Here is a 22401-nt window from a genome sequence, read left to right on the forward strand (position 1 = left end):
TGGACGAATGCAGGAAAGAAGAGAGGACGCCTGTACAGGCGTACCTCTATCTTTTTTGTATAGATGAAAAAAAATTATGACACGATCAGCAGAGGGAGAGAGAGCCGATGAAAGCAACAAAGGCAGATATCAACTGGTTAGGTGACGTAAGCGTATTTGAGGTCAACCGTCTTCATGCCTATTCCGATCACCGTTATTACAGCACGATGGAGGAAGCAAAGGCTTCCGCTGCAATGTCAATGCGTTACGATCTGAATGGAACATGGAAATTCAACTATGCAATTCGTCCGGATTGCCGCCCAGAACTATTTTATTCTTCCGAGTACTCCAGCGAAGGCTGGGATGATATTGAAGTGCCAGGACATATTCAGCTACAAGGGTACGGACAGATTCAATATGTGAACACGCAATATCCGTGGGATGGATTGAATGAACTCCGTCCGCCAGCTCTGCCGCAGGATAAAAACGCGGTGGGTAGTTACATTCGCACATTCCATCTGCCAACAGGCTGGGAAGCAAACCCGGTATACATTTCATTCCAAGGTGTGGAATCCGCATTTTATGTGTGGCTTAACGGACAATTTGTGGGATACGGGGAAGACAGCTTCACGCCATCTGACTTTGATCTGACACCATTCCTTCAGGATGGAGAGAACAAATTAGCGGTTGAGGTGTATCAACGCAGCACGGGTAGCTGGTTAGAAGATCAGGACTTCTGGCGTTTCTCCGGTATTTTCAGAGATGTCTATCTGTATACCGTGCCAGTTGCACACATTCGTGACGTTCATGTTCGTACGGATTTGGATGCTTCTTATACAAACGGTTCGTTGGAACTGGATCTGAAACTGGAAGGAAAAGCGGCAGCAGGGGCACGGATCGAAGCTGAACTTCTGGACAAGGATGGTAATACAGTCAAAAGATTTGGCGGTAATGAAGTGGCTGATGGTCTGGTACAACTTCGCGAAGAAATCGGTAAAGTAAACCTCTGGAGTGCAGAGATTCCGTATCTGTATCGTTTGTACATCCGTGTATATGATGCAGCAGGCAACCTTGTGGAAGTTGTTCCTCAAGCTGTTGGTTTCCGTAAATTCGAAATGATCGATAAAGTGATGCATATCAACGGTAAGCGTATTGTATTCAAAGGGGTTAACCGTCATGAGTTCAATCCGCGCCGTGGTCGTGCTGTAACGAAGGAAGACATGCTGTGGGATGTACGTACGATCAAACAAAACAATATGAATGCGGTTCGTACATCACATTATCCGAACCAAAGCTTGTGGTATGAGCTCTGCGATGAGTATGGACTCTATGTGATTGATGAGATGAACCTGGAAACTCACGGCTCCTGGCAGAAGCTTGGCGTAGTAGAGCCATCTTGGGTAATCCCTGGCGACAAGCCCGAATGGCATGACATTGTTATGGATCGTGCCATCTCTATGGTAGAGCGTGACAAAAACCATCCGTCCATTCTGATCTGGTCTTGTGGTAACGAATCACATGGCGGTGAAGTGATCTACAAAGTGTCCCAATACTTCAAATCGGCAGATCCAACACGTATGGTTCATTACGAAGGTGTGTTCCACGACCGCCGTTTCAATGACACAAGTGACATGGAATCCCGGATGTATGCAAAACCGGCTGACATCGAGGAATTCCTGAACGATAATCCGACCAAACCATATATTAGCTGTGAGTATATGCACGCGATGGGTAACTCCATTGGTGGTATGCATAAATACACCGAACTGGAAGACAAGTACCCGATGTATCAAGGTGGCTTCATCTGGGATTACATCGACCAATCGATTTACAAAAAAGACCGTTACGGTAAAGAGTACCTGGCGTATGGCGGAGACTTTGGCGATCGTCCTTCGGATTATTCGTTCTGCGGCAACGGGATTGTGCACGCAGATCGTAAAGTAACAGCTAAAATGCAGGAAGTTAAATTCCTGTATCAGAACATTAAACTGTTCCCAAGTCGTGATGGCGTTAAGATTGTGAACCAGAATCTGTTCGCAGATACTTCAGCGTTTGAACTCGTGTACAGCCTGGAGCGTGAAGGACATGAAGTATTGCGCGGCACACTGGATGTAAATGTTCCTGCGGAAAGTGAAACCGTAGTAGAGCTTCCTTTGAATGCAAAGGCTCTTGAAGGTGGCGAATATGCTGTAAACGTGGCGTTTGTCCTGAAAGAAGCAACGCTGTGGGCTGACAAAGGTGACGAAGTAGCATTTGGTCAGTTCATTTTCACACAAGAAGGTAGCGGCGCAGCTGTTGCAACGGACAAAAACCTTGTGGGCGATATTCAGGTCGTTGAAGGTGACGTAAACATCGGCGTTCGCGTAGGTCAAACGCATGCGTTGTTCTCCAAGCAGTTTGGAACACTGGTTTCCCTGAAATTCTCCGGACGTGAAACCATTGCGATCCCGCCTGCACCATTGTTCTGGCGTGCAGCGACAGACAATGACAAGGGTACAGCGATGGGCTTCGAGCTTGGTGCATGGTATGCTGCCAGTCTGTTGCCGCGTTCTGTAGAATGGAAACATGAACAAAAATCGGATCAATACCGGATTGAGTTCACGTACCAACTGAACATCTCATCAGATGTACAGGTGAAAGTGATCTATACGGTGCTTGCGGATGGAAGTGTACATGTGCATAACACGTACAAAGGAACCGAGGGATTGCCAAACCTGCCAATTCACGCGCTGTCGTTCAGAACGTCTCCGGATTATGAGAATGTGGAATGGCTGGCGATGGGTCCAGAGGAAAACTATTCAGATCGTGCATTTGGCGCTCGTCTGGGCATCCATGGCAGCAAGGTTGCAGATACGATGGCTCCATATCTTGTTCCGCAGGAGTCGGGCAACCGTACCGGTGTACGCTGGGCCAAGCTGACGGACAATGCAGGACATGGTTTCAAAATCGAAGCTTCCGGTGCGCCGGTTGAACTGAATGTGTCACCATATACAGCGTTTGAACTGGAAAATGCACAACATGTCTATGAGTTGCCACCCGTGCATTACACTGTCGTGACGGTAGCCGGTAAACAAATGGGTGTTGGCGGTGACGATAGCTGGGGCGCTCCGGTACATCCGGAATATCAAATTCCTTCCAATGGTGAGCTGAGCTTTGAATTCGTTATTCGTTCACTGTAAAAGGGAAGCATACGGTAAGAACAACAAGTGATGTTGCCACCCGTATCAATGTAGTGGTAACTTGAATTGAAACGTGATTATATCAGAGGCAGAGGTTCCCCTTGGATGGGGGCCTCTGTTTTTTGCTTACCCTTATTGAAACCGTTCTCACTCCATTCTCGTAGAGTACTGGACAAAGATACTGAGGAGGGGACAGGATGAGCAGAAAAGCAAAAACAGGGGTGTGGGTGACAGTGATCGCCGTTCTGGGTATCATTGTTGGATCATTTATATGGTATTTCAATACGGCTTCAGGTGAACGTGCACTCAAAACGATGAGATCGAATAATGCGGGCGGGTTGGAACGTGTAGTGAAAGTGTATAGTAATTCGGGTGAACTGATTCAGACATACGAAGGCAAGATTGATGTACAGGATACGGAGTATGGCAACAAAGTATTGTTTGACCTGAACGGGAAACGGGTTGTGATCTATAATGCAACGATTGTAACAGAAGAAAAATAAAAGTTATGAAGTCACTGGCATTCGGAATATCCAGGGTGTCGTAACAGATTCAAGAGACATAATTCTACTTCTGTAGTAAAATTAAGGAAAAGTATGAGAGTTGAGTGATTCAGCATGATGATATTAATCGTTACTCTTTCCTTGCTGGGTATGTTAGCGTTCTATAGCTTAATTGTTTACGTCTTGATTCGCATCATTTCAAAAAAGGCTTTTAAAGTGACGTTAACGAAGTTAGAGATAATTGAAATCATAACTTGGCTTGCACTGATTTTTGTTGCTTTCTATGCGATCAGATCAGGATCATCTTCTATGTTCTTGCCGTCTGTCTTACTTCTCGTACCATTGATCAATATGCGAATCTCGAATCGAAAAGAAAGAGAACGTGTTAAACAAGAATGTACTTGAGTTGTTGTGGATAGGAGGTTGTGCTTTGATTCTGGACAAAACAACCGATACGTCAGGGCTGACACAAGTTGCCGAACTATCCGATGAATTGCAGCCTGTTTTTGACAAAGTCGCTGAAAAATATGCTTCGTGTGATATTGAACTGTACTTTGTGTTCCGCTGCCTGCCGGAAGATTACGGACGCAAATCAAGTGCTAGATATGTAAAGGCAGAAAAGGTGATCTATTTCGATATGACGGTTAGCGAAGACCGTTATAAGACCTGGAGCAAAAGTAAACAGCGATATGCATTAAGCCATGCGTTTTATACATTGCTGAGCGAAAAGATAAGGAAGTATAAGATAGATCATCTGGAAATGGATGCATTTATTACAGATATGGGCGCGTGGCTTCAGGAAATTGGGTGGCTGCAGACGGAAGAGGAAGCAGAGCTTGGTGAGATGGAAGAGAAGTATGTATAGTGAACAGTTGGGTTTAAACATGTACAAAAATATCATCACATGAGAAAATAAACACTCGCCGTGTTAACAGACTGCCGACTAATTAGTCGGTTTTTTTAGTAATAGACAAATCAGAGCATTTCTGAACAAGAAGATCTTAAAGCGTTCTTTTACACTGTAGAAGAAAGGAGATGAGAGATCCTGGAAATATTTAAACTGCTTCACCAATCCATTGATTATGTGGAAAGACATCTGCATTTGCCGATTGAGATTGAAGACATTGCTAGGGCAGGCATGAGTTCGAAATATCACTTTCAGCGAATGTTTCATGCAGTAACCGGCGTAACGGTTACCCAGTACGTAAGAAATAGAAGGCTTACACTTGCGGCTCAGGAATTAGCGGGAACCAACTGTAAAGTTATTGATGTTGCACTTAAGTATGGTTATGAAAGTCCAGCAGCATTTACGAAAGCATTTCAAAGGATGCACGGGGTAACACCTCTTGAGGCAAAGAAAATGAATGTGAAACTTAAAGCTTTCCCTCGAATCTCCTTTCAAATTCAGGTTAGAGGAGAATCAGAGATGAATTATCGAATGGTCAAGGAAAAAGGCTCTATTGTATTTGGAAAAAGCGTTATCATCCATGAAGATGCGTATAAAGAGATACCCATATTTGTGGAGGGGATTTGGAAAGATGGGACCCATGGTCAGATACTCAAGTTGTTAGAGAAACCAGCTGGAACATTGTTGTATGGGTATCATTATGATTTTGCTGAGAATGGTTCGAGGCGGTATTTGATGGGAGCAGAAGCGCCAGAGGGCATTCAGGTACCGGATGAATTTACTGTTCTTCCTATACCTGATCAAACTTATGCTGTTTTTGACAGTCGAGGGACGATGGCAGATGATGTCGAGATTGATGTAAGTATTCAGGATATTTGGAAACGGATCTACACCGAGTGGTTCCCGTCAACGAGTTTTGAACAAGTGGAAGGACCCTGTATAGAAAAATATTACTGGGTGGATGATGAGCAGAAGGATTTCATCACTGAAGTATGGATTCCGGTTCGTAAAATTGCAGAGGACATTAAATCGTTGTAAGCCGCAGTTAAAGGTGATTTCTGTATTGCACAGGAGTCATCTTTTTATGTTCCCATGGATATCTGTTAGAAGGGCGAGACCTGAAGTTCTTTTTCTTAGATACCACATGATTTCCATGTTTGAATATTCAAACATCTCTTATATGGTAATATTGAGGAGATGTATATCTATTTCTTTTGTGAAAGAAGGTTGGAAATCTTGGTGACGAATGCACTATTAAGAGGTGGAATACCTTTCGTGATCATGAGCAGTATCGCTCTGATCCTTTATTATCAAGGAAAATATGCTGACGCTAAAGGCACTTTTTTTGCAAGTCTGATTGCTCTTTTTGTCGGTGCTGCAACTGTTATTTATAACATAGAACATTGGACTTTGGCGAAAAAAAGCGGTGTCCATTTTATTGTAATGCTTGTAACCATTTATCCGATCCTGCTGTTAAGTGGCTGGTTTACGATTAATTCTGTTTTCGATGCTTTTAAAGTTTTCCTGTTTTTTATTTTTGTTGGGATCATTTTATGGTCTGTACTTTACATATTAGTTCGATTTTTCTCTCGATAAATTGCTCCTTGGACATATCATATGACTAAAAAATCAAATTAAAAAATACTTGAAACCCCTCAACAATTATAGTTTTTTCAGTGATTAGATAGAAAAGTAAAAATAGTAAAAATGTAAAAGCGTATCTATGTAAAATTTTATAACACAAAATAGGCTCTCTTTTTGAGGGGGCTTACTCAGGCTGTCTAGAAAGTATATGCAGTCTTTTTTGTGTCTTTTAATTCATGAGGATACTGCGTTATGTTGTGGAATATTTTAGGTTACCAATTACAGCGACAAAGTTCATAGTTTCCTTATTTTCAACGTGTTAGTATAAATACATAAATAGAAAATATTAGAATTAAATAGAATAATATAGAAAAATAAGGTGGTGATTTCGATGTGATCCTGAATCGGTGAAAAACCTAAACTCGTTTTTAGTCCTTGTAACTTGGCTGCGATGAGTGGAAACTCATGTGGAAAGCGAAACAGTATCAAGTGAATAGTGCAAAACGATATTATATTAAAATTAACCTAACGGAGGAGTTCAAAATGGAAGGTAAAGTATTTAAACTATTATTGACCGTTTCCTTTACATTCAGCACATTATTTGCTTCAGGTGGAATTTCGTATGGTATGCCTAATTCTAATGTGTCAACTGTTGATGGTGTGAACCAACATCTTGAGGAGAGTATACTTCTAATACAAGAGGATCTTGAAAACAAAGGTACTAGTATTGAAGCAGGATTAACAGACCTCACTCTTTTATTTGAACAGCAAAAACAAGGGAGTTCTGATCTCAAAGAGATCGAAAAGTTGGAACAGCTAATTAGTACTATAGGAGACTTGTCAGCAGACTATAATAATTATAGAAATGGTGATATATCGACACATAATAAAAATAACATTACTTTACAGGCACAAGGGGCAATTTACGCTCCAGCAGTTGCAGCAATCGCTAGTTGGTTCGGGACCCAAGGTTATCTTTTATCAGCAGAACTATTGATACATGCTAAAGAGAATAAAATCTATATGTCTAACTACAGTCCAGCTTATGGATCTCGAGTTAAGAGTTCTTCCGTAACGCAAAGGATACTGGCAAGTCCCTCGAGATCAGGCTCGGGAGTATTTCCTAATTCGGGAGGCCAGATAGACAAAGACCTTTATTACGCAATACATCGTTTTAACTGGACAAAAAACCCGTCTTTTCTTATATCTGATGTATATAATTTTGAAATTGGTCAATATAGTGGCCTTGCAGGTACAGCTGTAAACGCTATGTATTTTGCGCAGCAAGAAGGGTATCTAACACCATACCAGGTTTTGTGCAGATAATTAATCTTTATAAATCTAAAAGACATATTATCTTCATCGTCATACCCTCGTCAAACAGAGAATGAGACATACTATACAGCGACGACTACCTCCGTAACTTAACTGCGGAGAGATGATATGTATTACAACAAAAAGAAGCCCTCTTTCGAGAGCTTCTTTTTCATGGGAGAGGAGAAACCGGACGAAGAGCTTATGGGGAAACGTAAGTCTTCTCCGCGGTTGTCTACGACACTTGTGATGTCGATAATTATAGAATGGCCTAAAGGTTTCCTTTTTATACATATCCGTCAACAATCCGTCAACAATTTTTTGTATAGGCAGAAGCAGTGTTTTTCAAACAGAACCGGAGTGTGGTACGATAGATTTATCAATAAACTTACATAGAGAGAAAAGGTGACACATTCGTGAGAGTGGTATCTGGAAGTGCGAAGGGCAGGCCGCTAAAGGCTGTTCCCGGCACAGGTACGCGACCGACCACTGATAAGGTGAAGGAAGCGTTGTTTAGCATGATTGGCCCTTATTTTGAGGGCGGAGCAGCATTGGATCTGTTTGCAGGCAGTGGAGGTCTCGGCATCGAGGCACTGAGCCGGGGCATGGACAAGGCTGTTTTTGTTGATCTGGAACCGAAAAGTATTGAAGTGATCCGCGCAAATCTGAAGGCTACCAAGCTGGAGGATCAGGCGGCTGTATATCGGAATGATGCAGGTCGTGCGCTCAAAGCGCTGGCTAAACGTAACACAACTTTTGATCTGGTGTTTCTCGATCCGCCCTATCGCATGAAGGACGGACACGAGTTAATGTTAACGATGCACGAACTGGAACTACTTGGGCAGGGGGCAACCATCGTGCTGGAATATGAATCCAAGCATGAGTACCCGGAACAATTTGGCCCGTTTGAACAAACGCGTAAAGCGGTGTACGGGGAGACCGCTGTATCCATTTACGATTATGTACCCGGTGCGGCAGCAGATGAAGAAAACAGCATCACAGAAGAGGAGGTTCCTCATGACTGAAATGATTCAGCGGAAGGAACGCATTGCTGTATATCCAGGAAGCTTTGATCCCGTAACGATGGGACATCTTGATATTATTGCAAGAGCGTCGAAACAGTTTGACCGTGTTATTGTTGCTGTATTGAATAATATGAGTAAAAATCCGCTGTTCACGGTAGAGGAACGTAAGGACCTAATCCTCACTGTAACCAGCCACCTGCCTAACGTGGAAGTGGATAGCTTCCGTGATCTGACAGCGAATTATGTGCGGCAAAAGGAAGCACAGGTCATTGTTCGTGGCATTCGTTCGGTAACCGATTTTGAGTACGAGCTACAGCTCGCTTCCACGAATAGTAAGTTGAATCCGGATGCAGAAACGATTTTTATGATGACCAACCCGAAATATTCCTACCTCAGTTCCAGTATCGTCAAAGAGATTGCTCATTATCACGGTGAGGTAACAGATCTGGTATCTCCTGAGGTCGAAGCTGCACTTCGTCAGAAGATCAGCGAGAAAAATGGCGGTTAATCCATAAGGTCAGACCCGAAAGACTAATCATCACCCCGAGAAGTATAGCGAAGCCTACAACTGCGGCAGGGAGTGCGCTCCATATGACTTGTAATGTACTCGCGCTGTCTGAAGAATACCGAAATGCCCACGAGAATAAAGAGTCTGAGTTCTTTATTGCAACGGTCTGCCATGTGGCCGAGACTTCTGTTGTTGCTCGACTGAATGGTTCCCACAACCACAGGGTAAGGACGAAGGCAGTCAATCCATGTCCCAATCGAACGAAAACAAAAAAAAGCATCGATTGGAGTCCTGGGATGGCTGTCTTCAGCATCGATGAGACTTGTAAATGCGAGCATAGCCCCCCCCAGCCAAGCGCGCCTGCCAGAAAGGCCATGAGAATGGCGGGAGCCAGTAACGTTTTGCTGATGTGATATGTGCCTAGATGAAGCTCGAGTACAGATGGCCATAAAGCGGCTGAAAAGCCAGGGGTCAGATAAATGGAGAGTAACCGGATCAGTACGGCAAAAACGATGATATATCCTCCGGTTAACATTAGTGTTTGCACTGCCTGGGATACGGTATCGCCCAGCAATTTACCAAAACCTCTTGCATCCCGGCTGTGTGCTTCTCTGGCTGCAAGCAACATACGAGAAACGATACTGCTTTTTTGAGGTGCTGGAGGTACAGGGGACGGTTGGTTTTCGGCTGTCTGTGCTTTGTTTTGGGCTAATTCTTTGCGAGATAGTGGGAGGAGACGAATGCCAACCGCAGCGGCGATCCAGCCGCTAATCCAGTGTATCATCAGTAGAAAATATCCGGCGGCAGGCTGCTGAAGAAAAGCACCTCCAACAACGAGCAGAATCATCATTGGATTGGCAAAATGAGCTGCTGCCGCAATAATAACCGCCTGTCTGGCGGTCATTTGTTGATCCTTGACTAATCGGGATACGGCATCAGCAGCGGCCGGAAATCCTCCGCACATGCCTACGGCGAGAGCGAAGCCGGATTGGCCGGGCAGTTTGAACAAACGACGCATTAAGGGCTCCAGCAGAACGCCTAAGGCGTGGGTAAAGCCAAACGCGGTAAGCATTTGCGATAACATCAGGAATGGCAGTAGCGCTGGAAATACAATTTTCCACCAGATGTCCAGACCTTGAATCGAGGCGTCAAATGCTTCCTTCGGAGATGCAACGATCGCAATAACCAGCATGAATGCACTACTGCTCAGGAATACAGTTCGCAACAAACCCGGACTTCGAACCTCACTTGATACGGACATCGTTTCACCTCATATCGATTAACGCCTTTCAGGCATCGGGATTGTAGTGGACGGCCGAATGACGTCCGTAAACGGTTCGGCCTTGACCGGACAGACAGCCGGTGATGCAGCGGCCTATCCGGCCTGTACCATTGTATGCAGGAATAGCAAGGTGTTAGAATTGCATTAAACAGAATATAGAATAAGATGAGCTAAATATTTACACGAAAGCAACTTTTGCGGAGTTGTTCAGGGAGCTATTTTCCAATTAGGGTGCTCCTAGAGTGGCGGTGCAGTGTAGAGCTTGGGTTCAGCTTGTATAGAGATACAAAGAACGGAGGCTCAAGAGATGAATCGGTTCCGGAAATCGGGTGCTTTCAGAGCTTCGATCTATGTGATCGCGGTGGCTCTGATCGTCTATCTTACGGTGTACATGCCAACGCCATATATTATCTATAAACCTGGCAGCGCAGATGAAGTTAAACCCATGGTTACCGTGAAAGACGGTGACCATGATGAAAAAGGCGTATTCATGATGACCACGGTGTCGGCGACATATGCCAACTTATTTTTGCTAGGTACATCGTATTTTGATAAAAATGCGCAAGTGGACAAAAAGGAAGACCGTCTGCGTGGCAAAAGCGAGGCGGAATACTCGGCTGAACAGGTCTGGTTCATGAGTGACTCGCAGTCATCTGCCATGGAAGCAGCGTATGAAAAAGCAGGCGTCGCGTATTCCATTGTGCCTGAGCATATCTTTGTGTTCGGTCTCTCGGAAAATCCGAAGCCGGACGGAGATATTGAGCCCGGAGACATTATTATGGGTGTAAACGGAACAGCAACGCCGGACAATAACGTACTTGCCGAGCAGCTGAAGGATAAAAAAGCGGGAGATACCGTGGAAATGCAGTTGGAACGCGGCGGTGAGACCATCAGTCGGGATGTAACGCTGGTTGAGGTCAAAGACAGCAAGACAGGCAAGACACGAACGGGTCTCGGGGTGATGATCGGTGCGGTTCAGAAGGTGAAGCCGGAAGATCCGAATAAACAGATCACCTTTTCAAGTACTCAGGTGGGCGGGCCATCTGCCGGGCTGATGTTTACGCTTGAGATTTACAATCAGTTAACTCCCGGTGATCTGACCAAAGGACATCGTATTGCTGGTACAGGCACAATTACTAAAGATGGTGTCGTAGGTGCCATTGGTGGCGTTCAACATAAAATTGTCGCTGCTGATCGTAAAAACGCTGAGATTTTCTTTGTGCCAAAAGACAATTACAAGGAAGCCGAGGCTAAAGCAAAAGAAATCCACACGGGTATGAAGCTTGTACCTGTAAGCACACTTGATGATGCTCTGACTTATCTGAATACCTTGTCTGTGAAATCGTAATGAAATGGAGTATCCGGGCAGAGGAAACAGGCCCAGAATTTTTTGGCAAAATAAATGACAAAATCCCTTGTGATGACGGCCGGTTTAGCTGCGCACAAGGGTTTTTTTTGCTGGATGACAGGGTTGCGTGATATTGCACCTATGTATCTAATGAGGCGTTATTCACGCAGATGTTCAATCACATTCTCACAGGTGAATCGTAGTAGTCGCTATACATGACGCGTGAGATGCTGCGTGCATCATGCTGGTCATGGGCAAGTGCGTAGGCGGCTTGGGCTTGAATGTCCAGCTCCAGTTGAGCATGATCAAACGTGGATGGCTTCGTGACAATGGGCAGAGAAGCTGTTTTTTTCATCTGTTTGAGCAGGCTCTGGCCTTTCGAAGTAAAGCCGAGGACACGTAGGTATCCGGGGCTGCTGGCTAACCGCTCTGGTGAACACTCATCTTTGGTGTGATTCAAGAGCAGGTGGGCGAGCATGCGCTGCAGTTTGGTGCGCGTGTACCGCCGGGTTTTGAGTGCATTCAGGAGACCTTCGACTGAAGGCTCCGGGAGCTGGGCGAGTGAGCGAATGAGCCGATGCTCCAGTCCTTCCGTGACTTCGGCGATGCGTTCCAGCTCGCAGGCACGGCGGGTAGCCGCCATGTGCAGCAGCGGCTGTGCAAAGCGCTCCCAGTGCATGGGAGCGCGCCCTTCCTGCCATTCGCGCTGCAGAATGGCAAGGGTTGCCGCCGGCACGTATGGTGCGGCGGCGTTAGGGCCGTCCGCCAGCAGCAGGCGGCGGACGGCAGTGGCACTGGCGATCGCCCCCGGGCCGGGCGTCGCCTGGTGATAGGCGGCACCGGTACGCGCCGCCGTCAAGGGCTGGATCGCGCTTCCAAGCCGTTGCAGCGCGATGAGGTAGTGCAGCCCAAGCGAATTGTTGGGCTGCTCCAGCAGTGCGGCGGCGTCGTGAGCATCGACGCCGCCGGGCGCCAGCGCTGCCGCCGCGCTTGCGTACGCGGCGGGGTAGCTGGCGCCTTCCCGCAGGCGGCGCGCGATATCCTCGCGCAGCCCTGCGGGCTCCACAGCCAGCACGCGCGCAATGCGCTGCAGGCTGTCGATGTCGCCGGACTCGCTGCCAAAGCAGAGCGAGTCCACAACCCCGGTGCGGTGCAGCAGCGATACCGCACCAAAGGCAAACCACTCCGCCGGTTGAACCGCATACGCAACCGGCAGTTCAAGTACAAGATCGGCGCCAGCATGGAGCGCCATCTCGGTGCGTGCCCTTTTACCAACGATGGCGGGTTCGCCACGCTGGAGAAAAGGGCCGCTCATCACGGCCACAACGGCGTCTGCTCCGCTAAGCCGCCGGGATTCATTCAGATGATGCACATGTCCGTTGTGTAACGGGTTATACTCCACAATAACGCCTACAGCTTTCATGAGCAGTACTCCTTTCATATTATAAATATAGCAGCCTCTTTTCAGAAAAACGTATAGGTCAGCGTTTCGCTTCTCCAAGTTGTTATGTGCTCTTCGTCTCTATGTAATGATTCATTCAATGATAGTCATTAGCCTCTTCCATCATAGAGGAGAGCTTGTGTGAGAGCAAATCATGAAAAAAGGTACAGGATCAGCATCCGCAGATGCACCCGTACCTTAATTCAGGTTAATATTCCATTTGAATAAATCTAATTTAACACATTTTCGGTAGTCGTTTTACTCAAACATTCTCCGTTGCAGGAGCAAGACTGGCTTTTGGTCCGAAAAATTCATAATGAATGCGATCCTCTGCCACACCAATCGATAGAAGCTCTGCATAGACTGAGCGCATGAAAGCTACCGAGCCGCACAGATAATAATTCGCATCCGGTTCTTGTATGACTTCGCGAAGCCATGCCGCATCCATGTATCCCTGCTTGTAAATTAGTTTGTTCTCCCGATCCGAATCAACAGGAGCCGTGTAACAATAGTAAGCTTTCAGATGAGAATACTCTTGAGTCAATTGGTCTACATGATCGCGGAACGCATGAGATATTCCATTCGGGCTAGCGTGTAAAAAGGTGATCGGACGCTGATTAGCGGACTCTATCAGCGTGTTTAGCATACTGATCATTGGCGTCAAGCCTACACCGCCACTCAGCAGTACAACAGGACGCTGATCTTCCATATCTAATGTGAAATCACCAGCTGGAGCAGAGATTTCTACCATACTGCCTTCCGTAATGTGATCGTGTAGGTAATTAGAGATCACTCCGCCTGGACGACCTTGTCCGCCCAATTCGCGTTTTACGGATATCCGATAATAGGGTTTGCCAGGTGCGTCGGAAAGGGTATACTGACGAATCTGAGTGAATTCCTGACCATGAGGCTGGATTCTGATGCTGATATATTGCCCCGGTTGATATGAAGCAATAGACTGGTCATCTTCCGGCATCAAATAAAACGAAGTGATGACTTCGCTCTCTTGCACTTTTTTCGCAACTTTGAAGTTTCTGAAACCGTCCCATCCGCCAGTCTGATTGGCGGCTTCGCTATACATATCCTGCTCGATACCAATAAAGGCATCTGCAATGACTTGGTAGGCATCGCCCCATGCCGTTAAGATTTCATCCGTTGCGGCATCACCTAATACATCCTTGATGGCTTGAAGCAGATAAGTGCCAACAATCGAGTATTGCTCAGGCACAATGCCAAGACTGCGATGTTTGTGAGCAACCTGACGAACAGCTGGCAAGATGGCAGCAAGGTTATCGATGTGCAGGGCTGCTGTATATACCATGTTGGCGAGTGCGGCTTGCTGACGGCCCTGTTTCTGGTTAGCGTGGTTGAAAATGTTCAATAACTCCGGGTGAGCGGCAAACATCGTTTGGTAGAAATGGCGTGTAATGGCCTCACCGTGAACTTCAAGTACAGGTACAGTAGATTTGATTACATCAATCGTTTGTTGGCTTAACATGTAATTTCCCTCCCGATTATCATTGATATATGGTCTGCAAAGGTTGCTTGTGAAAATGCTCATGTATGCTAATGGTGCTTTCGATTTATAGCAAGTATAGACAGCGGGTTAAATGGCCTGTGTGACATAGATCACACCAATCGTTAACGATTAGTGACCATATAAAAAGGGAAGTGCATCGGGTGTAAGCAGAGAATAGTTTCACAGGTATACTTCTGGATAATGACTTGTAGTTATTCCGGAGTAGGTCTATAATAGATCAGATGTGACGGTTTCATCGGAGCTACTGTTTTTCAAAAAGGGTGTAAAGTTAAAAGTGTTGACAAACCTCTTGGAAAATCGGTATAATGATTTTTGTTTGTTAAGTCAGTTTCATAAATCTTTTACGGGTGACAGCCATAATACATACAGTCAGGAATGAACGCACATATTAGGATCGTCTTGAACTGTATACTGCCGCCATTCGTAGGACAACTATTTATGAAATTGGTTTCGTTTGGAGTGATGAACATGTTAATGCCATTTCGCAAAGTGGCGACCAGTGATCGTCCCGTAAAGTTTAATGAACAATGGGACATCCAACATCTGGTTTCTAACCGACAAGATATCACAGCCGTTACCCCGATGACTGCGGATTTATCTGCTGAGATCAGAGAGGGGAACGTTGTGGATGTTCATGGCAAAATGACAGTAGGGATGGACATGTTGTGCTCCCGTTGTCTTAAGCCGCTTAGTGAACATTTTCATATTGATTTTCATGAGCAATTCAAGCAGGGAAAACAACCGGAGGAATTATCCGAGGATGACGATACACTCTATGTGGATGGGGATAGCGTTGATCTGAAGGTATATACCGAGGGAACTTTTCTGCTGGATCTTCCGTTTGTACCGCTCTGCAGCGAAACATGCAAGGGACTCTGTCCCAAGTGTGGCCACGAGCTGAACGAAGGTGACTGCGGTTGTGATACCCAGGTTATCGATCCGCGGCTTGCAGGACTCAAGGATTTTTTTAAATGAGCATGATTGAAAATCGAACGTAACAACTACCTGTAAAGGTTGATTTTGATAAGGAGGTGGGAATAATGGCAGTACCTCAACGGAGAACGTCCAAGACGCGTCGCGACAAACGTCGCACTCACTTTAAATTGGCTGTACCGGGCATGGTGAAATGTGAACAATGTGGCGAACTTAAACTGAGTCACCACGTGTGCAAAGTGTGCGGAACGTACAAAGCAAGAGAGATCATCTCTCAATAATAGCTGGACATGAAGCAACACTTCATCTTTGATGAGGTGTTGCTTTTTTGTATGAGGAAGAAATCAACGGACACCTGGCCTCGGCCGAGGTTTGGATGTGCGATTAATCTACGAACAACGCTTTGCTGAAGTGATGTGAATTTGTTATACCAGCCTTTCTTTTTGACACGGGATGAGATATACTATAGTTTAGTACCAGGTTCTAAGATTTGACGTTACATACAGATCATCATAAACTTTTAGGAGAAGCTCCCTTGGGTGAGCGGGGGTTACAGTATATAGAGAAATAAAGACTTGAATGACTGAACCTGACCGAAGGGCGGTTCCAGAAACGATACAGCGGGGGGTGTCAGGCATCGAGCGTTTACCGAAGAGACAGAGACAACAGCAGTTAACTAAAATGATAGATGAGAATCCGTTTGTGACCGACCAGGAGCTTACACGTCAATTGAAGGTAAGTATTCAGACGATCCGTCTTGACAGGTTGGAACTTGGAATACCGGAGCTTCGGGAACGGATGAAACTGATGGCGGAGCGCTCGTATGATCAGGTGCGCTCACTGCCCCTGCATGAAATTATCGGTGATATCGTGGACTTGCAGCTGGACAAGAGCGGAATATCTCTGTTTGAGATCAAAGAGGAGCATGTTTTCTCAAGAACAGGCATTGCCCGTGGTCATTATGTTTTCGCACAAGCCAACTCGCTGGCAGTCGCTGTTATTAATGATGAGATTGCTTTAACAGCTTCGGCAGATATACGTTTTGTTCGTTCGGTTCGTTTGGGAGAGAAATGCATCGCCAAGGCTTATGTCAAATCCATCCCCGGTCAGAAAGGCAAAGCAAAAGTTGAAGTGTTCACCTATGTGGGTGAAGAAATGGTGTTTCAAGGGAATTTTGTGATCTATCATTCAGGTGGAGAAGACAGCAAAGAAGGAGGTCATTTGGAATGAGAATCGTCATTGATGCCATGGGTGGCGATCATGCCCCTGCGTCAACCGTAGAAGGAGCTATTGCCGCGGCTACGGAATGGGCCGATACAGAGATCGTCCTGGTTGGCGATGAAGCCAAGCTTGAACCTCTTTTAAGTCAGTCTGGAGCAAGACTGGCCAACTTGAGCGTCCGGCACGCTTCCGAAGTGATTGGTTCAGATGATGAACCGGTAAAAGCGGTACGGCGCAAAAAGGATTCCTCAATGGTTGTAGCTGGACGTATGGTCAAAGAGAAGGAAGCCGACGCGATGATCTCGGCAGGTAATACCGGAGCATTAATGACGGCAGGATTGCTCGTTGTAGGCCGGATGGACGGAATTGAACGTCCGGCGCTTGCTCCCATGATTCCTACGATGGATGATGTGGGCGTGCTTGCGCTTGATTTGGGTGCGAACATGGATGCTAAACCGGAACACCTCGCACAATATGCGTTGATGGGCAGCCTATATCGGCAAAAAGTACAAGGCATTGCATCCCCGAGAGTGGGATTGCTCAATGTAGGAACAGAGCCGGGCAAAGGCAATGAACTGACAAAGCATGCCTATCCGTTGCTGGAACAACTTCCCATTCGTTTTGTGGGGAATGTAGAAGCACGGGACGTACTTACTGGCGCCTGTGATGTGCTCGTGTGTGACGGGTTTGCCGGCAACATTTTGCTCAAATCGCTGGAAGGCGCGGCAGGAGCAATTTTTGGCCTGCTCAAAGAAAAATTTACTTCGTCCTTCAAAAATAAACTGGCTGCGGCAGTGCTCATGCCGGAATTACGTGGTTTGAAGAGCAAGCTTGATTATACGGAGCACGGTGGTGCGCCTTTGTTAGGTTTAAGTGGATTGGTCGTGAAAAGTCATGGTTCGGCGGATGGCAATGCGATCAAAAATGCCGTGCGTCAGGCGCGGATTGCAGTGCAAAATCAGTTGGTGGATAGCATATCTAAGGAAATTAGCGGGAAGTGAGTGACGATATGAATAATTTGCGCCCGGTAGGGATCATTGGTACAGGTAAATACGTGCCGGAGAAAATTTTGACAAACAGTGATTTGGAAAAAATGGTCGATACGAATGATGAATGGATTGTCAGCCGTACAGGCATCAAGGAGCGGCATATTGCTGCACCGGATCAAGCCACTTCTGATTTGGCCTATGAAGCAGCATTGAAGGCCCTTGAATCGGCTGGTATGACTGGTAGCGATCTGGATCTGATCATTGTTGCAACGATTACACCGGACTCCTCTTTCCCGTCAACAGCTTGCATTCTGCAAGACAAACTGGGAGCCAAGGGAGCTGCCGCATTTGATTTGTCCGCTGCTTGTTCCGGGTTCGTATATGGTCTTGCTACGGCAACCAGCTTCATTAAAAGTGGAATGTATAACAATGCGCTTGTAATCGGTGCGGACTGCCTGTCACGCATTACAGACTATACAGATCGCAACACTTGTGTTCTTTTCGGTGATGGAGCGGGTGCTGTAGTCGTTGGTGAAGTTCCGGAAGGCCGTGGATTCAAAGCATTTGATCTCGGTGCAGAAGGGGCGGGAGGCAGTCTCCTTAACATTGAAGGCGGTGGTTCACGCCTGCCAGCAAGTGCGGAAACGATTGAGAACAAAAAACATTACATCTATATGAACGGCCGTGAAGTGTTTAAATTTGCCGTTCGTGTTATGGGTACAGCAACGATTGAAGTTCTTCGCAAAGCTGGCATGGATCGTACCGATGTAGATTTGTTCGTTCCGCATCAGGCGAATGTACGAATTATTCAATCGGCAATGCAACGGCTGGAACTTCCAGAGGAGAAAGTGGTTGTTAACGTAGACAAATATGCGAATACGTCGGCAGCATCTATTCCGCTTGCACTGGTTGAAGCGGCAGAAGAAGGCCGTATGAAAGCTGGAGATACCGTTTTGATGGTTGGTTTTGGTGGCGGTTTGACATGGGGCGCATCCGTACTCGTATGGTAAACTAGACAGCTGGAGGATGAATGAAATGGGTAAAATCGCTTTTGTATTTCCTGGACAGGGATCACAGACTGTAGGTATGGCTAAGGATGCATATGAGTCTGTGCCTGCAGCCGCTGAAGTTTTTCGCACAGCAGATGAAGCTCTGGGCTTCTCGCTAAGCAACCTGATCTTTGAAGGGCCAGAGGCCGAGTTGAAACAGACATCCAATACACAGCCGGCTCTGCTCACAGCAAGCATCGCACTGCTGGAGGCTTTCAAAGAAAAAGGAATTGAGGCGGACTATACTGCAGGACACAGCCTGGGAGAGTATAGTGCTTTAGTGGCAGCAGGTGTTCTGTCATTTGAGGATGCTGTGCAAATTGTCCGTGCTCGTGGTCAATATATGGAAGAAGCCGTTCCAGGTGGGCAGGGAGCTATGGCCGCTATACTAGGTGCAGATCGGGAAGCGCTGGGGGTGCTTTGCCGTGAAGTGTCAGAGAGTGGTCTTGCGGTTGAACTTGCCAACATCAATTGTCCGGGACAAATCGTCATTTCAGGTGTAAAAGAAGGCGTTGCAGCCGTGTCAGAACGGGTAAAGGAAGCCGGCGGCAAACGTGCGATTGCAATCGAAGTGAGTGGTCCGTTCCACTCTTCGCTAATGAGAGGCGCTGCGGAGAAACTTGCGGATAAGCTGAGCACAGCTACGTTCTCACCTGCGAAGGTTCCTGTGGTAGCTAACGTTACGGCAAGACCTGCCGAAAATGGACAATTTCCTGACTTGCTCACGGCTCAGGTCTATTCTCCGGTTTTATGGGAAGACAGTGTGACATGGCTGATTGAGCAAGGCGTGGATACGTTTGTTGAGATTGGTTCGGGCAAAGTCTTAACCGGTTTGATTAAAAAAACAGATAAAACCGTAAAATTATACAATGTGAACAGTCTTGAAACATTGGAAGCCACTGCAGCTGATCTTAAAAATAATTAAATCACATAAGTAAAACCATTTATTTACATAACAGCGATTGTAAGGTTATTCTGTCATCGGAGTGGCTGTGTAAATAATCAAAGTTCAACTTGTGTAGATTCAGGGAGAGGAGGAATGGTTATGTCTAAACCGTTAGAAGGTAAAAATGCATTGGTAACCGGAGCGTCACGCGGGATCGGCCGTAGCATTGCGCTTGCCCTGGCAGAAGCTGGAGCGAATGTGGCTGTAAACTATGCCGGCAGTCAGGCTGCTGCAGAAGCAGTAGCCGATGAGATTCGAGCAAAAGGTGTTCAAGCTATCACTGTTCAGGCGAATGTAGGTCTGATGGCTGAAGCGGAACAAATGGTGAAAACGACGATCGAAGCGTGGGGCAATGTGGATATTCTGGTGAACAATGCGGGGATTACCCGGGACAACCTCATCATGCGTATGAAAGAAGAAGAGTTCGATCAGGTAATCGAAACAAATCTCAAAGGGGTATTTAACTGTCTAAAAGCAGTAACACGTCCGATGATGAAGCAGCGTTCAGGTAGAATTATTAACATTTCCTCTGTCGTAGGTGTACTGGGTAATCCAGGACAAGCAAACTACGTTGCGGCGAAAGCTGGAGTTATTGGTTTAACGAAGGCCTCTGCTCGTGAACTTGCTTCTCGCGGAATTACGGTGAACTGTGTTGCACCAGGTTTCATTGAAACCGATATGACAAAGGAATTGTCTCAAGAGCTGGTCGATGGTATGCTTAGTGGCATTCCGTTGTCCCGTTTGGGTCAGCCGGATGAAATTGCGGGAGTGGTTACATTCCTGGCATCAGAAGCTTCATCTTATATGACAGGTCAAACACTGCATGTCGATGGCGGCATGTACATGTAAATTTCCTGGACTTGAACTACAGTCGGGGAACGGGCGCTGGACGATCCGAAATGCCGGAAAAAGGCCGGGTTCCCCGGCCGGGAGCCGCATATGTCTTCTATGGCATTTTGCCTGCGATTCTCGTATAATATCTAGGAGGAGGTGAACCGGATGTCCGATGTATTGGAGCGTGTAAAGCGCATCGTCGTTGACCGTTTAGGCGCAGACGAAGCTGAAGTTACACTTGAAGCATCTTTCAAAGAAGATTTGGGTGCTGATTCTTTGGATGTAGTGGAATTGGTCATGGAATTGGAAGATGAATTTGATTTGGAAATCTCTGATGAAGATGCAGAAAAAATTACGACCGTAGGTGAAGTTGTTAATTACATACAATCTCATACCTAAAGTCAATTAAGTCCCGCTCCTGTTTTCGAACAGGCGGGACTTCTCATCATTCATTGGTTTTTCACATCCCGCAGACGGGTTGCTTCGCTGATCTTTACTGAAGGCGTTCCGTATCCGAGTCTGCGGATATTCCCACAAAATACTTGCGAAATGCAGTCGATATAGAGGTGAGTCGGTTGAAACAAAGAGTTGTAATTACCGGAATGGGCGTAATGACATCGCTCGGAAAAGATTTAGAGACGTTCTGGGGCAGTTTAATGGCAGGAAAGTCCGGGATTTCTCAGATTGAGGCGTTTGATGTTAGTGAATACACGACACAGATTGCAGCCGAGATCAAAGATTTCAACCCGGAAGAATATATGGATCGAAAAGATGCACGGAAGATGGATCGTTTTGTACAGTTCGCTGTGGCAGCTGGTTTCAAAGCGGTTGAAGATAGCGGTCTGAAAATCAATGAGAACATTGATGCAGAGCGTTTTGGTGTATCCATTGGTTCTGGTATCGGTGGATTGGGAACTTGGGAGGATCAGCACAATGCGCTCTTGCAAAAAGGTCCTAAACGTGTCAGTCCATTCTTTATCCCGATGATGATCTCAAATATGGCGTCTGGACAGATGTCCATCTCACTTGGTGCCAAAGGTCCGAACATCAATGTCGTTACCGCTTGTGCAACAGGAACACACTCCATTGGAGACTCGTTCAAGTTGATTGCAAATGGTGATGCAGATGCGATGATTTGCGGCGGTGCTGAAGCAACCATCCGTCCAACTGGACTAGCTGGTTTCTGTGCGATGCGTGCCATGTCTACACGCAATGAGGATCCCGCTAAGGCAAGCCGTCCTTTTGATACAGGTCGTGACGGATTTGTTATGGGTGAAGGTGCTGGTGTTCTAATTCTGGAGTCCCTTGAACATGCACAGGCTCGTGGCGCACGCATCTATGGTGAAGTCATCGGTTATGGTCTGACGGGTGATGCTCATCACATGACAGAACCAGATCCGGATGGAGCAGCGCGTTGTATGACGATGGCACTTCGTAATGCGGGCATTAAGCCAGAAGAAGTGGATTACATCAATGCACACGGAACTTCAACGCCAGTAGGTGACCGTTCCGAAACGCTCGCAATCAAAAAAGCGTTTGGCGATCATGCTTACAAGCTTGCAGTCAGTTCAACGAAATCCATGACAGGTCATATGCTTGGCGCTGCAGGTGGCGTAGAGGCTGTAATCTGCGGATTGTCGCTGACACATCAGACACTGGCTCCAACGATTAACCTGGAGGATCAGGATCCTGAATGTGATCTGGATTACGTGCCTAACGTTCCGCGTCAAACTGAAGTGAATATAGCAATGTCCAATTCATTTGGATTCGGCGGTCACAATGCCACCATTATTCTCAAAAAATTTGAAGCATAAGGGGC

General features: G+C 46.4%; 21 protein-coding genes and 1 pseudogene. 19 read left to right on the plus strand and 3 right to left on the minus strand.

From position 1 onward, the window contains the following. The first annotated feature begins 107 nt into the window (after positions 1-107). The 9 genes and pseudogenes from ACUTVW_RS05490 to coaD all read left to right on the plus strand — a co-directional run bounded on the left by ACUTVW_RS05490 (position 108) and on the right by coaD (position 8999). Positions 108-3158: a glycoside hydrolase family 2 TIM barrel-domain containing protein gene (locus ACUTVW_RS05490; protein WP_445644831.1), complete on the plus strand. Its 3051-nt coding sequence runs from the start codon at positions 108-110 to the stop codon at positions 3156-3158. A 197-nt stretch (positions 3159-3355) separates the two neighbouring features. Next, a complete protein-coding gene (locus tag ACUTVW_RS05495) occupies positions 3356-3661 on the plus strand; it encodes a hypothetical protein (RefSeq protein WP_090923916.1) in 306 nt (101 codons plus the stop codon). 430 nt (positions 3662-4091) lie between these two features. Continuing rightward, positions 4092-4526 carry a hypothetical protein gene (locus ACUTVW_RS05500; RefSeq protein ID WP_445644832.1) on the plus strand — a complete coding sequence of 145 codons (435 nt, stop codon included), beginning with the start codon at positions 4092-4094 and terminating at the stop codon, positions 4524-4526. A 273-nt stretch (positions 4527-4799) separates the two neighbouring features. After that, positions 4800-5009: pseudogene (locus ACUTVW_RS05505) on the plus strand (helix-turn-helix transcriptional regulator); the annotation flags it as partial. Between the two features lie 78 nt (positions 5010-5087). Then, positions 5088-5606, plus strand: coding sequence for a GyrI-like domain-containing protein (locus ACUTVW_RS05510; RefSeq protein WP_445644989.1), 519 nt, complete (start codon positions 5088-5090; stop codon positions 5604-5606). 201 nt (positions 5607-5807) lie between these two features. After that, positions 5808-6164 (plus strand): DUF3021 family protein, encoded by a 357-nt coding sequence (locus ACUTVW_RS05515; RefSeq protein WP_445644990.1) that lies wholly within the window; start codon positions 5808-5810, stop codon positions 6162-6164. Positions 6165-6695: 531 nt separating this feature from the next. Continuing rightward, positions 6696-7478, plus strand: a complete 783-nt coding sequence (locus ACUTVW_RS05520) for a hypothetical protein (protein WP_445644833.1) — start codon at positions 6696-6698, stop codon at positions 7476-7478. 404 nt (positions 7479-7882) lie between these two features. Beyond that, positions 7883-8491 carry a 16S rRNA (guanine(966)-N(2))-methyltransferase RsmD gene (rsmD, locus tag ACUTVW_RS05525; protein WP_445644834.1) on the plus strand — a complete coding sequence of 203 codons (609 nt, stop codon included), beginning with the start codon at positions 7883-7885 and terminating at the stop codon, positions 8489-8491. 1 nt (position 8492) lies between these two features. Continuing rightward, positions 8493-8999, plus strand: a complete 507-nt coding sequence (coaD, locus tag ACUTVW_RS05530) for a pantetheine-phosphate adenylyltransferase (RefSeq protein WP_434753027.1) — start codon at positions 8493-8495, stop codon at positions 8997-8999. On the opposite strand, the gene ACUTVW_RS05535 is transcribed toward coaD, so the two are convergent. Further along, positions 8977-10260 (minus strand): nucleoside recognition domain-containing protein, encoded by a 1284-nt coding sequence (locus ACUTVW_RS05535; RefSeq protein ID WP_445644835.1) that lies wholly within the window; start codon positions 10258-10260, stop codon positions 8977-8979. The genes coaD and ACUTVW_RS05535 overlap by 23 nt on opposite strands. A gap of 328 nt (positions 10261-10588) precedes the next feature. Between ACUTVW_RS05535 and ACUTVW_RS05540 the strand changes: the two genes are divergently transcribed. Then, on the plus strand, positions 10589-11629 hold the full coding sequence (locus ACUTVW_RS05540; RefSeq protein ID WP_445644836.1) for a SepM family pheromone-processing serine protease: 1041 nt from the start codon (positions 10589-10591) through the stop codon (positions 11627-11629). 178 nt (positions 11630-11807) lie between these two features. Here ACUTVW_RS05540 and ACUTVW_RS05545 read toward each other — a convergent pair whose 3' ends face one another. Both ACUTVW_RS05545 and hmpA read right to left on the minus strand, forming a co-directional pair. After that, positions 11808-13052, minus strand: coding sequence for a nucleotidyltransferase (locus ACUTVW_RS05545; protein WP_445644837.1), 1245 nt, complete (start codon positions 13050-13052; stop codon positions 11808-11810). Between the two features lie 280 nt (positions 13053-13332). Further along, the gene (gene hmpA, locus ACUTVW_RS05550; RefSeq protein ID WP_445644838.1) at positions 13333-14568 is read right to left on the minus strand and encodes an NO-inducible flavohemoprotein; all 1236 of its coding nucleotides are present in this window, start codon (positions 14566-14568) and stop codon (positions 13333-13335) included. A 510-nt stretch (positions 14569-15078) separates the two neighbouring features. On the opposite strand from hmpA, the gene ACUTVW_RS05555 reads away from it, so the two are divergent. The 9 genes from ACUTVW_RS05555 (at position 15079) to fabF (ending at position 22396) form a co-directional block, all read left to right on the plus strand. Further along, positions 15079-15585, plus strand: a complete 507-nt coding sequence (locus ACUTVW_RS05555; RefSeq protein WP_445644839.1) for a YceD family protein — start codon at positions 15079-15081, stop codon at positions 15583-15585. 65 nt (positions 15586-15650) lie between these two features. Continuing rightward, the gene (rpmF, locus tag ACUTVW_RS05560) at positions 15651-15824 is read left to right on the plus strand and encodes a 50S ribosomal protein L32 (RefSeq protein ID WP_017689233.1); all 174 of its coding nucleotides are present in this window, start codon (positions 15651-15653) and stop codon (positions 15822-15824) included. 400 nt (positions 15825-16224) lie between these two features. Further along, a complete protein-coding gene (gene fapR / locus ACUTVW_RS05565) occupies positions 16225-16773 on the plus strand; it encodes a transcription factor FapR (RefSeq protein ID WP_240036837.1) in 549 nt (182 codons plus the stop codon). Then, the gene (gene plsX, locus ACUTVW_RS05570; protein ID WP_445644840.1) at positions 16770-17765 is read left to right on the plus strand and encodes a phosphate acyltransferase PlsX; all 996 of its coding nucleotides are present in this window, start codon (positions 16770-16772) and stop codon (positions 17763-17765) included. The genes fapR and plsX overlap by 4 nt, the downstream gene beginning before the upstream one ends. Before the next feature lie 8 nt (positions 17766-17773). Then, positions 17774-18763, plus strand: coding sequence for a beta-ketoacyl-ACP synthase III (locus tag ACUTVW_RS05575; RefSeq protein WP_434751721.1), 990 nt, complete (start codon positions 17774-17776; stop codon positions 18761-18763). Between the two features lie 25 nt (positions 18764-18788). Beyond that, positions 18789-19727, plus strand: coding sequence for an ACP S-malonyltransferase (gene fabD / locus ACUTVW_RS05580; protein ID WP_445644841.1), 939 nt, complete (start codon positions 18789-18791; stop codon positions 19725-19727). A gap of 120 nt (positions 19728-19847) precedes the next feature. Further along, positions 19848-20597 (plus strand): 3-oxoacyl-[acyl-carrier-protein] reductase, encoded by a 750-nt coding sequence (fabG, locus tag ACUTVW_RS05585; RefSeq protein ID WP_445644842.1) that lies wholly within the window; start codon positions 19848-19850, stop codon positions 20595-20597. A gap of 150 nt (positions 20598-20747) precedes the next feature. Next, complete coding sequence (gene acpP / locus ACUTVW_RS05590; protein ID WP_024630176.1) at positions 20748-20981, plus strand: acyl carrier protein; 234 nt, start codon at positions 20748-20750, stop codon at positions 20979-20981. Between the two features lie 176 nt (positions 20982-21157). Continuing rightward, a complete protein-coding gene (gene fabF / locus ACUTVW_RS05595) occupies positions 21158-22396 on the plus strand; it encodes a beta-ketoacyl-ACP synthase II (RefSeq protein ID WP_445644843.1) in 1239 nt (412 codons plus the stop codon). Positions 22397-22401: the final 5 nt, after the last annotated feature.

The organism is Paenibacillus sp. TSA_86.1 (genome assembly GCF_052691815.1).